This is a genomic window from Hymenobacter negativus (genome assembly GCF_017571495.1).
GTDB lineage: Bacteria > Bacteroidota > Bacteroidia > Cytophagales > Hymenobacteraceae > Hymenobacter > Hymenobacter negativus.
The window spans coordinates 223,511-236,394 of the sequence record NZ_JAGETZ010000001.1; the positions used below are offsets into that span (position 1 = coordinate 223,511).

The 12,884-nt window shown below is 61.9% G+C and carries 13 protein-coding genes; 10 read left to right on the forward strand and 3 right to left on the reverse strand.

Annotated elements, in window-relative coordinates; genetic code table 11:
- Nucleotides 1–2: 2 nt before the first annotated feature.
- From J4E00_RS01025 to J4E00_RS01055, 7 genes are all read left to right on the forward strand, one after another.
- Nucleotides 3–641 carry a DUF4241 domain-containing protein gene (locus tag J4E00_RS01025; protein WP_208173149.1) on the forward strand — a complete coding sequence of 213 codons (639 nt, stop codon included), beginning with the start codon at nucleotides 3–5 and terminating at the stop codon, nucleotides 639–641.
- 193 nt (nucleotides 642–834) lie between these two features.
- A complete protein-coding gene (locus J4E00_RS01030) occupies nucleotides 835–1,227 on the forward strand; it encodes a hypothetical protein (protein ID WP_208173150.1) in 393 nt (130 codons plus the stop codon).
- A gap of 47 nt (nucleotides 1,228–1,274) precedes the next feature.
- On the forward strand, nucleotides 1,275–3,800 hold the full coding sequence (locus J4E00_RS01035; RefSeq protein ID WP_208173151.1) for a DUF4132 domain-containing protein: 2,526 nt from the start codon (nucleotides 1,275–1,277) through the stop codon (nucleotides 3,798–3,800).
- A 135-nt stretch (nucleotides 3,801–3,935) separates the two neighbouring features.
- Nucleotides 3,936–4,601, forward strand: a complete 666-nt coding sequence (locus J4E00_RS01040; RefSeq protein ID WP_208173152.1) for a tetratricopeptide repeat protein — start codon at nucleotides 3,936–3,938, stop codon at nucleotides 4,599–4,601.
- Nucleotides 4,602–4,680: 79 nt separating this feature from the next.
- A complete protein-coding gene (locus J4E00_RS01045) occupies nucleotides 4,681–5,574 on the forward strand; it encodes a YwqG family protein (RefSeq protein WP_208173153.1) in 894 nt (297 codons plus the stop codon).
- A gap of 67 nt (nucleotides 5,575–5,641) precedes the next feature.
- The gene (locus J4E00_RS01050; RefSeq protein WP_208173154.1) at nucleotides 5,642–6,427 is read left to right on the forward strand and encodes a hypothetical protein; all 786 of its coding nucleotides are present in this window, start codon (nucleotides 5,642–5,644) and stop codon (nucleotides 6,425–6,427) included.
- Between the two features lie 260 nt (nucleotides 6,428–6,687).
- Nucleotides 6,688–7,215, forward strand: a complete 528-nt coding sequence (locus tag J4E00_RS01055; protein WP_208173155.1) for an SMI1/KNR4 family protein — start codon at nucleotides 6,688–6,690, stop codon at nucleotides 7,213–7,215.
- Between the two features lie 87 nt (nucleotides 7,216–7,302).
- Here J4E00_RS01055 and J4E00_RS01060 read toward each other — a convergent pair whose 3' ends face one another.
- Nucleotides 7,303–7,797: a hypothetical protein gene (locus J4E00_RS01060; RefSeq protein WP_208173156.1), complete on the reverse strand. Its 495-nt coding sequence runs from the start codon at nucleotides 7,795–7,797 to the stop codon at nucleotides 7,303–7,305.
- A gap of 91 nt (nucleotides 7,798–7,888) precedes the next feature.
- Between J4E00_RS01060 and J4E00_RS01065 the strand changes: the two genes are divergently transcribed.
- The gene (locus J4E00_RS01065; RefSeq protein WP_208173157.1) at nucleotides 7,889–8,677 is read left to right on the forward strand and encodes a hypothetical protein; all 789 of its coding nucleotides are present in this window, start codon (nucleotides 7,889–7,891) and stop codon (nucleotides 8,675–8,677) included.
- A 40-nt stretch (nucleotides 8,678–8,717) separates the two neighbouring features.
- Here the strand turns inward: J4E00_RS01065 and J4E00_RS01070 are convergent, their stop codons facing one another.
- Together J4E00_RS01070 and J4E00_RS01075 are read right to left on the reverse strand one after the other, a co-directional pair.
- On the reverse strand, nucleotides 8,718–9,857 hold the full coding sequence (locus tag J4E00_RS01070) for a hypothetical protein (RefSeq protein WP_208173158.1): 1,140 nt from the start codon (nucleotides 9,855–9,857) through the stop codon (nucleotides 8,718–8,720).
- Between the two features lie 60 nt (nucleotides 9,858–9,917).
- Complete coding sequence (locus J4E00_RS01075) at nucleotides 9,918–10,463, reverse strand: WG repeat-containing protein (protein WP_208173159.1); 546 nt, start codon at nucleotides 10,461–10,463, stop codon at nucleotides 9,918–9,920.
- A 261-nt stretch (nucleotides 10,464–10,724) separates the two neighbouring features.
- Between J4E00_RS01075 and J4E00_RS01080 the strand changes: the two genes are divergently transcribed.
- Entirely contained in the window at nucleotides 10,725–12,167 is a 1,443-nt protein-coding gene (locus tag J4E00_RS01080) for a hypothetical protein (protein ID WP_208173160.1), read from the forward strand.
- Between the two features lie 9 nt (nucleotides 12,168–12,176).
- On the forward strand, nucleotides 12,177–12,878 hold the full coding sequence (locus tag J4E00_RS01085) for a hypothetical protein (protein WP_208173161.1): 702 nt from the start codon (nucleotides 12,177–12,179) through the stop codon (nucleotides 12,876–12,878).
- The last annotated feature ends 6 nt before the right edge of the window (nucleotides 12,879–12,884 follow it).

The window sequence follows — 12,884 nt, forward strand, 5'->3', positions numbered from 1 at the left end:
TCATGACCACTGTTTCGCGCCTTTTCTCTTCCACGGCCGGCCCAATCCGTGGACTGCGCACGTTGGAGTTGCCTGGCTTGTGGCTGCCCACCGGCCACGTCGTGGCCTGCGACCCGCTGGTGTACTTCAACCCGCAGCCATTCACCCGCAATTGCCCGCCCGGCCGCTACTCCGTGTTTCTGCACCTGTTGCCCGATGAAGGCCTGATAGCATACGCCGAACTACGAATTAGCTCGGCAACGGCAGTACACTGGGAGCAGGCGGTGAACGCCGGCCAGAATCTGGATACGCTCGAGGCCGATGAGATTTTTGGCTACCCGGTGGACGCCGGCTTGGGCTGTTTTATGGACCAGACAACGGTAGCCCTGCTCGACCAGCACGATGCCGACCTGCAAGCCCAACTTGGAGACCAGTACATAAGCTATTTCGACAACTACGTCGACGATGAGCTGTTCACCGGCCCCACCGCCACCGGCCACGATTACTGCCTGCTGCAGCCCTACGCCCACCGGGAAAACAATGCGGCCGTGTTTCAAGCAGGCTACGGGGATGGCTTCTACGCCACCTACGTTGGGTTGGACGCGGCTGGTCAGCCCGTGAAATTCGTGACGGAATTCATTGAGGCTGCAGCTGCGGGTTAATCTGCCGGCCGCCCTGATTATTGTGGCTGTGGCCGCCAGCGATATTGGCTACGAAGGAACTGTCGGGCTGGATAACAGCCTGGCGGAAATACTGCGGGCCAACTCGAATATTGCCAATAAGCTGTACTATTAGCCCAAATAAACCCAACTGAAGAACACTTTCTTTTCTGTAACCACTGAAAACAAACTACTTATGGCCTTGCTTACCATTCTCGACGAAACCGCCAGCGGCAGCATTCTGCACCGGCTGGAGCTGGAAATCAGCCAGGAAATGCTCACTGTGCGTGAGTTGATTGCCCGCCGCGTGCACTACGAAGTGGCGGCCTACAACGAGCGCCAGAGCGGCGTGTTCCAGGGGCTGGTGCAGCCCACCGAGTCGGAAAAGGTGCTGAATGGCTACCGCCTGCGCCCTCAGCACCTCATCGACGCCGAGCAGCAGGTGTACCGCGCGCTGGAGGCGTTTCAGCAAAACGGCTTTTTCGTGCTGGTGAACGAGCGACAGGTTGAAAGCCTGGAGGAGGAAGTGTGGCTAGGCAGCGGCGCCACGGCCAGCTTCTTAAAGCTTACTCCGCTAGTCGGCGGCTGAGCCATAGGACTGCTCAACCGTTTTCCTCAACCTGTTTACCCGCCGCCATGCCCGCCAAATCAAAAGCCCTTTATAACCCAGCCATTCTCGAAGACACCAGCGCCGAGGCCGTCGAAATGAAGCCCGTGCTGACTGAGCTGCTGCCCCAGGCACTCGGTAAGACCTACAACACCAAGCCTAGCGAGCTGCCCGCCTACCAGGCCGTACGGACCCAGGATGCCGCCTATCAAGGGCGCCTCGCGCTGGCGCTGGCGATGGCCATGCACCGTTGCGCACAATCCGACTACCAAATCCGCTCTACCCTGGCCGAGTTGCTGAGCGGGCTTCTCCGTGGCACCCTGGGCCTGGGTGAGGACGACTACCTGCGGCTGATGCAGCTCTACGGACTGGACATGCGCGACGCCAACCCTACCCTGGAGCTGTGGCCCTATCCCTGGGGCCTCACGCTGGCGCAAGTTGCCCGGCTGGCCAAAAAGCAGGGTCAGCTTGGGGAGCCATTGCGGGAGGTGGTCGCGGCCATTTACCGGGGCACCATTGGCGGGCTACGCAATGAGCTGCCCCTCAACCTGAAGGCCCAGGAAATCCTGAACCTGACCGGCGAAGCACAGGCCCCCACCGTGGTTTTTGCCGATGGCGACCCATTTGGCCTGTCGCTCAACCAGTTTGTGGCGGACCTCGCCCCTGCTGCCGTGGCCAACTGGGTAACATTGCTTCAGATGTGGCAAAAAGCGACCGCTGGCCAGCCCACCGCCAAATTGCGCAAAGAGCTGGACGCCGCCACGGCCGCCATCGGCCCGGAGGCCGTGCGTGAGCAAGGCAGCACCTGGCTCCAGGTGTTGGCTAATATCCCGGTGGTGGAGCGGCCACGCGTGCACGACTACGGCGACGGCACGGTGTACAACTATATGTCCTGGGATTTTCTCACGGATGCCAACTTGGTGGTGGCCAAGGGCCTCATCTGGACGATGCAGCCGCTGGCCGATGCCCATGTGCTGGCGCAGCTGACGGCACTGGCCGCTAAGTGCTTCCGCAAGATTCCGGGCAAAGGGCCACTGGCAGCGGGCCTGGGCAACGCCTGCCTGCTGGTTCTCTCGCAAAACGGCCTGCCCGGCGTGGCGGCCCTGGCGCGGGTGCGCAGCAAAATCCGGCAGACCAACACCCAGGAAATCATCGCCCGCTACATCGCCCAGGAATCGGCGAAGCTGGGCGTGAGTCCGGCCGAGATTGAGGACATGGCCGTGCCGGAGTTCGGGCTCGAAAACGGCCGGCTGGTGGAGGAACTGGGCGAATACACCGCTACGCTCACCCTCACCGACGGCAAGGCCGACGTACAGTGGCGGAAAGCCGATAAACCGCTCAAAAGCGCTCCGGCGGCTCTTAAAGCTACCCACGCCGACGAGCTAAAAGAACTAAAAACTACCCAAACTCAGGCCCAGCAGACCTACACCGCCCAGCGCGACCGGCTCGACCGCAGCTTCGTGGAGGAGCGGCGCATGCCGTGGCCCTGGTTCGCGCAGTATTATTTCGACCACGGGCTGATGAGCGAGCTGGCCCGGCGCCTCATCTGGCGCCTGCGCCGGCCCGATGGCACATTCCAGGATGCCCTGTACTTAGATGACAGCTGGCAGGATGCCCATGGCAAACCCCTCCCCGCCCTTGGGGCCGACACGCAGGTGCAGCTCTGGCATCCTGTCTTGACGACGGCCACCGAGGTGCTAGCCTGGCGCGAACTGCTGGAACGCCACCAGCTACGCCAGCCCCTGAAGCAAGCCTTCCGGGAGGTCTACCTGCTCACGCCGCCCGAAGAGCGCACCAACACCTACTCCAACCGCATGGCCGCCCACATCCTCAAGCAGCACCAGTTCAACAGCCTGGCTAAGCTGCGCGGCTGGCGCTACCGCCTGCTTGGGGCCTACGACAAGGGCTACGATTCCGAGATTGCCAGTCTGCCTCTGCCCGCCCACAACCTCACGGCCGAGTACTGGGTGAGCGAAGTGTACGCCGACGGCGAGTGGAACGACACCGGCATCTACAACTACGTGAGCACCGACCAAGTCCGCTTCACGCGCGGCGAGGCGCCCGTGGCACTGCCCGAGATACCAGCGCTGGCCTTCAGCGAAGTGATGCGCGACGTGGACCTGTTCGTGGGCGTGGCCAGCGTCGGCAACGACCCGCAGTGGCGCGACAACGGCGGGCTGGCCCAGTTCCGCAACTACTGGGAAAGCTACAGCTTCGGCGACCTGAGCGAGGTGGCCAAAACCCGCAAGCTGGCCCTGGAACGGCTGGTGCCCCGCCTGAAAATTGGCAAAGTGAGCGAAATCAAGGGCAATTTCCTGGTGGTGAAGGGCCACCGCCACACCTACAAAATTCACCTTGGCTCGGGCAATATTCTGATGGAGCCCAACGACCAGTACCTCTGCATCGTGCCCGACCGGTCCAGCAGAACCATGGGGGACAGCGCCGTTTTCCTGCCCTTCGAGGGCGACGCCGTACTGTCCATTATTCTCAGCAAAGCCCAGCTGCTGATGGACGACGATAAAATCACCGACCCCACCATCCTGCGCCAGCTATGACCGCAACTATTGCCAGTGGAACGACCAGTTGGGCCGCCTGCCGCTTGGCCGGCGAACAGCCTTCAGCCAATGTCGTAGCCACAGGCCGCCAGGCAGGGGGTTACTCGCCGTGTTCTGCTCTACTCATCAGCTTTTATGAACCCGACTTTCATTTCCGGCGACGTGTTTTATACCCGGGCCGACCAGCAGTTTCAGCTGTTTAAGGTGGTGGCCGTGGACCCGGCCCTGGACTGCTACCACGTGGCGGCCTACGCGCCCTTGCCCGCGCTGCCCGTGCCGGCCGACATTCCCGGCCTGCCCATTGCCATCGGCCACGCGCCCATTGCGGCCGACGGCTTCGACCAACCGGTGTGGCTGGCCCACTTGCCCGTGGCGGCGCGGGAGCTACGAGGGTACTACACGTACTTGCAGTTCCATCAGCCGGCGGCGGAACGAATCGAGCAAGCCATTCGCCACTTCGACGAGGCTTTGGCACTGAGCGATGCCCAGCGCCACCACGACGCTATCGACACGTACACTTTGGCCTACACCCTGGTACCGGAACTCTACGAAGCCGTCGACAACCGGGCATTTTGCTGGATGGACCTGGGCTGCTGGCCCGAAGCCATTGCCGATTTTGAAGAATCCTTACGCATCAACCCCGCTAGTGACCTGGCCGAGTTTTCCATTGGTGAGTGCTACTTCAACCTACACGACGACGCGCAGGCCAAAGCCCGCTTTGAAAAAGCGCTGGCGCTGAACCCTGATTCAGCCCTGGCCCAGGAATTTCTGGGCAAAGTGGCCGCCCGCAGCGGGGCCTAAACCGACCGAGTGCCCTACCGGGTTGGCTGTCATAAAGCAACGTCCACCTAACGCGTTTTCAATCTGTTTACCTTTCAACATGGACCAACTTTCCGACCTGCAAGCCGCCGTCGAAGCCGAAGGGCTTGGTGCTTTCTGGCCGCGCCTGGCGCCGTATTGTCGGCCCAGCATCCGGGTGCTGCCCCAGGCTGGCCCAGCGGTGCCATTGCCAGTGGGTGCCTCCCACCTGGGCGGCGCGCCCGACCTGCCTGCCGAGGCCGTTTGGCCGAGCTGGGAGGGCCGCCCACTGAGCTTTGTGGCCCAGCTAAATCTGGCCGAGCTGGCCGGCTATGAGGCCGCCGCAGAACTGCCAAAGACGGGCATACTGTCGTTTTTCTACGATGCTCAGGAGCAGCCCTGGGGCTATAACCCCGACCATCGGGGTCGGGCTGCGGTTCTCTACCACGAGGCCACTGCCGCGCTGGCTCCGCGCCCGCAGCCCGACGGCTTGTCCATGGATGCGTACACCGCCTTTCCGGTGGCCCCGCTCCTCTTTGCATCCGAAATGACCCTGCCCGACCCGTGGGAGGATGACATTGACCTGGCCGAGGACGAGACGACCGAGGACCAGCGGACGGCCTTCTGGCGGCTACTGCACCGCCACGGCGACGGCACCAGCCGCCTGTTTGGCACCCCTGATGCCATCCAGGGGCCCATTCGCCAGCAGTGCGCCCTGGTGTCGCGGGGCATCAGCTTTGGCAGTCCCGAGGCAATGCAGCAAACCCGGGAAGCGCTGGGTTTCGGCGAGGCGGAGGTGGAAACATGGCGCGAGCAGGCCGCGACCGACTGGGTGGTGCTGCTGCAGCTCGACAGCCACGAAGACGAGGCTAATATGATGTGGGAGGACATGGGCCGTCTTTACTTCTGCCTGCCCCGCACGGCCCTGGCCCGGCGCGATTTTGGGGCGGCATGGACGGTGCTGCAATGCTTTTAAGTAGCCGCATAGCGGCGACAGGTTAGCAGCAACCCGGGTAATCAGCATCTTTTTCAATCAGCAGCTTATGCTCCTTGGTGTCTATTGGTACTACGGCTTTCCCGAAGGCCTCTACCACTTCGACTTTTTTACCTTCCGGCCGGGCCTGGGCGGGCACGCTGATGGCCCCGCCGAGCTGACGGCCACCGTGCACGCACCCGACCCGGTGGCCCTGCTGGCCCAGGTACGCACCGTGGCCGCCCGCTATCCCGAGGTGTACTTATTTGGCGAAGCCAGCGGCCAGCTCCTGCGCCTCACCGTAGGCTATTACAGTCTGCCCGATTATGCCTTTCACGTAGCCGGCGAGCTGGAACAGGTGCTACGCCAGCTACACGCCCCGCTGGCCACCGAGCCGCTGCCCGCTGGCGCCCAATACCTTAGCTTAACGGCACCCCAGGACCCGACGCCGCCTTTTAGCAATAGCAGTATTTTTCAGGCGGTGAGCTCCTTATCCAAAAAGTATCAGGCCGAAACCAAGTCCCTGCGCCTGGATTGTCACCTACCCTTGGCGCACAAACCGGCCTTTATCAATGCTCTGAACGACATCTGCCAAGAAGCGCACCTGGATGTGCTGTACTATCTCGACTACGAAATGCGTCAGCAGGTCAACCTGATGCTGTTTTTCAGCAATGGTCGCCAGGGCGTCGGCGGCCGGCCCTTGCGCTACACCAACGTTCCTGCCCTGGCCGAGCCCGTGGCGGCGTGCCTGGTAACCCATGGTGGCCAGCCCAACCATTTGGGCAGCTACCCCGCTTACTACCCCGACCGTGGCCCCCACATCGTGCGCATGGTGGATGCCGACTTCATTCTTTAGGTTGCGCTGCACTCTGCCCCCGCTCACCGAAGCGTTTGCTTTGTCCGCAGGCCCAGCGCAGGATGTCTTCATTAAAAGCGACTTAGAACCGTTTCGGCATCAGTAGCGAGTAGCGCGAACTTTTAGTTCGCGTCCCTGCGCCATTTGGCAGTCGTTCCAAGAAGCGAACTAAAAGTTTGCGCTACTGCCCGGCCGCTACGTTTGGGCAGCCCAATCCTTCATCAGTACTGCGCGTACTCTTACATTCCTCGTTCATACATATGCCGCTACCCTTCGATTTCGATGCCCAGCATTTCTGGGAAGACAGCGATTACGCCGCCAAAGCCTATACCGAGCCCCCACCCAGCGACGAATTGATTCGGCGCGTCGAGGCCGACCTGGGCTACCGATTGCCCGACTTCTACGTGGCCCTGATGCGGACGCGCAACGGCGGCGTGCCCGTCAACACCTGCTTTCCAACCACCGAGGCCACGGGCTGGGCCGACGACCACATTGCCATCACCAGCATCAGCGGCATCGGCTACGAGAAGTCAAACTCGCTGTGCGGCGAGCTGGGTAGTCAGTTTATGATTGATATGTGGGAATATCCAGCCATTGGCGTGGTCGTGGCCGACTGTCCTTCGGCGGGCCACGACCTGGTGATGCTCGATTACCGTACCTGCGGCCCTACTGGCGAACCCGCCGTGGTGCACGTCGACCAGGAAAACGACTTCCACACCACCCTGCTGGCTCCCACGTTTGAGGCCTTCGTGCGCGGGCTGCTCCCGGATTCAGCGTTTGAGGACTAGATAAATGACCATTTCTTCGCTGCTTCACCGAATCTAGCTGCCAGCCCCGAACAACTGACGGGTTTGGACCGGCAGCCAGCGCTCAATTCAATACAAGGGCTTGAGGTTGGGCAGCCGCACCACCGGCCCTCGAAGCGGCACCACAAACTGCGCGCTATCACGCACGAGTTGGCCCGTGGCCGTGCGGAGTTGGTAGGTATGCGCCACCTGCGTGCCGCGGCGAGTGGTATCGTACTTTGAAGCCTCCTTATTGAGCTCTATTCCGTGCACAAGCAGGCTGTTTTGCAAGTGGTTGACGCTGTCGATATACTCCTCACTCAGGGTGCTGCCGCGCTCAGCGTACGTGCGCTGCCACCAGGCTTTGAGGGAATCCTCCCGGTCGCGGGCGCGCAGAATGGTCATGGAGTCGTCGTCGACCTTGCGCCACTTGCGAACCGGGCCCCATCGCAGCGGCTGGTAGCTGGCAGGCCGGGCAATGTGCTGGCGGATGTGCGCCGCGATGGCTTCCTTCATGGCGGCGGGTGGCTCGGAAGACTGGCAACCGGTGGCTAGCAATAAGAACAGAAGGACAAAATGTTTCATACCGAAAATGATAGACGCGGTAACCTGTACGACAGTAAAGCTTGCCCGTTGGAAGGATTACCCTAAAGCCGTGTTTTTCGTTAGCAGTAGCATGAAGCAATTATCCCTTGCCACCATCCTGTTAGTAATGCTGGCCGCCTGCCGCCCCGAAACGCCCGCCACGGAGCAGGCTACCCCAGCCCCTCCGGCTGCGCCGGCAGCTACTACAGCCACTACGCCGCCTGCTGCCGCTAGCCCCACCGACACCCTGCATCTGCCCAGCGGCCAGATAGCGCAGCTGCAACCCACCACCGAACAGGCCTTTAATAAACTACCGGCCGGCGGACTGTCTGATTTACCCAACGACCCTACTTCCGAGCATCTGGAAGCTACGCAAGGTCAGGTGCGGCGTCAGGGCCTGGATTTGCTGCTGAAACCTGAGCAGGGTGCCGAAGCCCGGCTTTCGTCGACTCCCGACGCCAAATTCACCCTCGAAAACGGGGAAGGCGTGAAATACATGTACTGGGGCAGCCTGCCCGCCGCCCACCAATGGGCAGTACGGGCTTGGTACTGGGAATCGGCTGGCACGGCGCTGGTCGACCAGCGTACCGGCCGCCACGTCGAGGTAGTCGGCGACCCCGTAGCCTCGCCCGATGGCCGCTTCGTACTGCTCACCAGTCCCGGCCTGAGTGGTGGCGAACAGGCTAATACAGTGGCTCTGGTGCAGGTAGATGCTGCCGGCCCACGCCTGTTGTGGCGGCGCGAGCCCACTACCTGGGAGCCCAACGAAGTGCGCTGGGCCTCGCCCATCCGGGCCGTATTAAAGCTGCGCCATACCGACGCCGAGGGCAGCATTGCCGACGATGCCCCGGTGAGCTATGCCGAGCTGACCATTAAGTAACAGTTACTGTGCTGTAGGCCACCGGAGTAGTTGTTACTACTTACACCTGGTACAGACTGAAACAGCCATAATCGGTGCGCGCGCCAAGGGCATCTCCTATAAAGCGCAGCTTGGCATTTTTGACGCAATGACTCAGGTAGAAGCGCCGCACGAGCTGCCGACTGGCCACCCCGAACACCTCAACCCACCTGCCTTTCAGCACAGCTAGGCGTGTCTGGTCGGCGTTGAGGCAATAGGCCTTCACCCACGAGGGCCATTCCTCGCCCCCGGATAAAGTAAAGTCGATTTCCGTATGTTGCGCCAGGTCGAAGCAGCGCAGGCGCTCGGTACTGTGTGGTTCCAGAAACAGAAGGAATTGGTCATTGCCCATAAAATCCAGCTGCCGCAGCAGCCCAAAATCGCCCGTGAGTGTGTGCTGCAAAGAGCCGTCGAGGGCGCTGCGCAGCTGCACCTCGCCCGGCGTGGTATGTACGGCCAGCACCTCCCCACTACGGGCCAGCGCGGCCGCAAAACCCAATGACCCATTGAAGAGCTGCGTGGCAATTGGCATCCGAAACAGCGTACTACGGTCGGGGCCCATTACCACCAGCTCATCGTTGGCCACAAACGCGGTGCGCCCCCCTGCTACTGCCACAAAGCTGGCCGGCGACCAGCTCCGTTCGCTCAACGGCCGAAACTGGCCGGTAGCCAGCTGGTATTCGAATACGATGTGGTCGAGGTCGAGCACCAGGGCTTGCCAGGCCGGCTGGTAGTGCATGTCCCAGGCCAGAATGGTGGGCAAAGCGAGTGTTTCGAGTACTTGCCCGGTTGCATCCAGGCGCAGCAGGAAGTCCTGCTGGTCGGTAGCCGAGCGGAACCAGCCGTTCTGGTAAACATAGAGCCCTAAAGGAGTGTCAGCAAAGGCCAGGCTGCCCGTATAGCCACCTCCAATGAAGCAGTGCAGCAGCGGCTGGCCGGGAGCTGCGGCCTCGTGGTGCAGCACAAACCCCTTTTTTAGGAGCGCCCATTCCTGCCGTTCGGCATACGTAGTGGCCTCGGCCGCCGTGGCAAAGTGCTTTTCTGTGCGTCGTTTTTTGCCGCCGGTTTGTGTCTCCGTGCTGACCTGAGTGCCTGAGAGCGTAAGCGTGCTGCTTTGGCCGGTTTTCTGGTTTTGGAGGTAATGCGCCTGTGAATGGGCCATAGTTGGAGGAGGACGAACTGGCTAATTATTGAGCTTCGAATACAACAGCAAGACAGCCATTTACCGAGCAGCATCAGGTACGAGGCGACCTTGGTGGTCGATGGACTGCCACGCCGCACAGTCCCACCTCGAATGCTCGCCTTCGGCTACTAGGCGGCACCGGCGGCCCACCCGCGCCCGGCCACCCTCAAATGGGAAGGCCGCTTCGTATTGCGGGGCCAGCACCACGCGCCCCGTGGCCGTGTCGGCGTAGCCAATCAGCCCGGCGGCATTCACAATGCGTATCACGCCCTCGACGGGATAGTCAGGGCCGTTGTCGAAGATGAACGGATGGAAGAGCACCCGTTCCAGGCGGTCGATGCCGACCCATTTGCCGCCGGGCGGAAGCACCAGCGCTACTTTATCGAACCGTTCGGTGGCGCACAGCGCGTAGCGACCGAATGGAATCACGGTATCGCCGGCCGCCGATACATAAGCATAGGCACCATCCGGGAGGCGCTGCACCAGGCGCAACGGGCCATCCGGGTGCTTTTCGGCGGCATCGGGGTGGCAAGCGCTCAGGCTTAGGCAGCCAAATAACAGCAGAACGACGGATTGCTTCGGCATGACGGCAAATAGGGAAATTACTGTCCATTATCCGAGCGCAGCGGGCCGAAAGTTGGCGCGGTTTATTTATTAACGACGTAACAGCAGTTTCGGGGTTGGTGTACACAGTCCGCGCAACGATGTCCGCACTACAATGTCCTGAATTCGAAATTGCTCTAGCTTCGTATCAAGGTCCGGTTCCATCCACTGGGCTACGGCCGGCAGCCTCCCGAGCCCACGATGAAAATCCTCTTCAGCGGTGTGCTACTTCCTGTTTTGCTTATGTTCCTGAATCGCTTGTTTGGGCCTGGCAGCGCAACGCGGCTGGTCGACCTGGATGGGCTGGCCACGCTGGAACTGCTCACTTCCTTCCATCTGGATGATACGCGGGAGCTGCAGCTCCTTCCGGCTCGGCGCCTGCGCCGCCAGCCCTACCTGCAGCCGGCGGCATCGGCTAACCAGCTGACGTACTACCTGCCCAGCCACGATTCCTATGGCTTTGGCGGCCGCAAGGTGCCGGTGCTGCTGCGCGTTACCCTCTACGCCGATGACGTGCCGCTGGCCGAAGCGCCCGACCAGGCGTACTTCCACGCCATCGCCCGGCAGGGCTACTACCACGACGGGACCCAGGAAGCGGCCTATGCCCGGGCCGCCCCCGCGGGCGAGGGCCTCTACTTTACCGAAGAGCCTGAAACGGCTCCGGGCCTGCTTTCTACGAAATCGTACCACACGCTGCACCTGATACTGACCGACCCGGCCAAGCGCGCCCGGCTGTTTCTGAGCGCAGACGACCGGGAGCTGTCGCGCCGCGAAGCGGAAAAGCTGCTGCGCCAAGTCCTGCACAGCCTGCAGCCCGAGCCAGCAGCGCTGGCGCAGCACTTTGAGTATCTGCGTCATTTTTTGCAGCACGAAGCAGCCATCAAGGCCGCGAATGTGCAGGCCAACCTACTCAGCTTCAATCAGCAGCTGGCAGGGGCAAAGCTGCCTCTGCTGCGGCCGGTAGCGTTATATGAGCCGGGCCGGTTTGTAGATGTTGGCGACTATTTTTATGGGGTGAACGAGCAGCAGGGCGTGCTGTTTATTGCCCGGCTGGGTACTTCCACATTGGCCAAGCCGACCACACCGACGTATTTCACGAGCACTAATCCCGACGGCCGATATATCACCTCCTTCAGCCAGCAGGCCATTTTGCAGCAGGATGTGCCGGCCGGCCACGAACTGTGCCAGCGCACGGGTGTGTCGGAGCCGCTATGGTTTCCGCCCGAGGAATTTGCCACTTTTCACCTGGCCGACCTGCTACGCGAAAGCGACGCGTCGCGGGCACTGGTGCGGCAGCAGCCAGGGTTTGCGGCGGTCCCGCACCGGGAGGCCACGTACTGGGACCTGAGCCGGGTAGAACGCGACGAAACCCGCGCCACGTTCGGCCAGGCCGCCGACTACCGCTTCGCGGGTGTAAGGTTGGAAGCCGTAACCAGGCCGGATTTCACGCTGCATTATCTGGGCATCCGCACGGCCGCTGGCCAGCCGCCCCAACTGGCTTTCGCCCTGGAAACACTCGACGACAGCCCCCGCTCCCGCCCCGTGGCGGACAACACGCAGTACCACACTGTGGCGGCCAGCCAGGGCGGCCAACTGGACCTGACCGTGGCCGGCGCCCACTACCGGGTACATATCAAGCCGCCCGCGCAGGGCCACCTGGTGGTGGAGCCGCTTTCACAGAAATAAAGTTTGCCCATGCCTGATTCTATCCCAATTGCCGATACTCCCCTGGCGGTATTCCGCCACGCCTATTTCGGGCAGATTGACCAGTACCTGGCCTGGCACGACGGCTACGAGGCTGACCAGGCTTGCCTGACCGCACTTTCCCCGGTTGAACGCAATCAGGCCGAAGCCGAGCTATTGGCGGCGCTGCGCAACCGCACAGCCGATGCCCGCGCCGTAATGGGCTTGGGCTACCTGCGCAGCGAGGAGGCCCTCCCACTGCTGCACCACTGCCTGCGCCAGGGCTTCTACGCCCACTACGTTCTCACTGCCATTGCCAGCATCAACCCGGCGGGCCTCGACCGCATGTGGCTGGACAACGTGCTGACCACGACCACTAACACCTACAACCTAATCGATGTGCTAATGGGGCTGCCCGATGCCTTCGCGCTGCCCCAGGTAGGCGCTGGAGTGGCTACTGCTGCACTACGCCACTTCACTCACCCAGACTACTTGGTGCGCTACCACGCACTGAATGCGCTCCGCAAGCTTTATGGCGTGCCGGGGCCTCAACCCAGCCACTCGCCGGCCGCCATCAGGGCCGATGCCTTGTTTGGGTTGATATGCCAGAAACACGCCCCACGAGCCTACCGCCAGGCCCAGCAGCTGTTCATTTCCCAAGTGCCCGCTGCCACACTCCGGGAATTCCCGCTGACGGCAACTGGCTTGAAGTAACGTATG

Bases quoted from the DNA above. Each gene is read 5' to 3' on its own strand.
- J4E00_RS01085 (WP_208173161.1), top strand. From the start codon at position 12,177: ATGCCTGATTCTATCCCAATTGCCGATACTCCCCTGGCGGTATTCCGC.
- J4E00_RS01080 (WP_208173160.1), top strand. From the start codon at position 10,725: ATGTTCCTGAATCGCTTGTTTGGGCCTGGCAGCGCAACGCGGCTGGTC.
- J4E00_RS01065 (WP_208173157.1), top strand. From the start codon at position 7,889: ATGAAGCAATTATCCCTTGCCACCATCCTGTTAGTAATGCTGGCCGCC.
- J4E00_RS01025 (WP_208173149.1), top strand. From the start codon at position 3: ATGACCACTGTTTCGCGCCTTTTCTCTTCCACGGCCGGCCCAATCCGT.
- J4E00_RS01070 (WP_208173158.1), bottom strand. From the start codon at position 9,857: ATGGCCCATTCACAGGCGCATTACCTCCAAAACCAGAAAACCGGCCAA.
- J4E00_RS01055 (WP_208173155.1), top strand. From the start codon at position 6,688: ATGCCGCTACCCTTCGATTTCGATGCCCAGCATTTCTGGGAAGACAGC.
- J4E00_RS01040 (WP_208173152.1), top strand. From the start codon at position 3,936: ATGAACCCGACTTTCATTTCCGGCGACGTGTTTTATACCCGGGCCGAC.
- J4E00_RS01075 (WP_208173159.1), bottom strand. From the start codon at position 10,463: ATGCCGAAGCAATCCGTCGTTCTGCTGTTATTTGGCTGCCTAAGCCTG.
- J4E00_RS01050 (WP_208173154.1), top strand. From the start codon at position 5,642: ATGCTCCTTGGTGTCTATTGGTACTACGGCTTTCCCGAAGGCCTCTAC.
- J4E00_RS01035 (WP_208173151.1), top strand. From the start codon at position 1,275: ATGCCCGCCAAATCAAAAGCCCTTTATAACCCAGCCATTCTCGAAGAC.
- J4E00_RS01060 (WP_208173156.1), bottom strand. From the start codon at position 7,797: ATGAAACATTTTGTCCTTCTGTTCTTATTGCTAGCCACCGGTTGCCAG.
- J4E00_RS01030 (WP_208173150.1), top strand. From the start codon at position 835: ATGGCCTTGCTTACCATTCTCGACGAAACCGCCAGCGGCAGCATTCTG.
- J4E00_RS01045 (WP_208173153.1), top strand. From the start codon at position 4,681: ATGGACCAACTTTCCGACCTGCAAGCCGCCGTCGAAGCCGAAGGGCTT.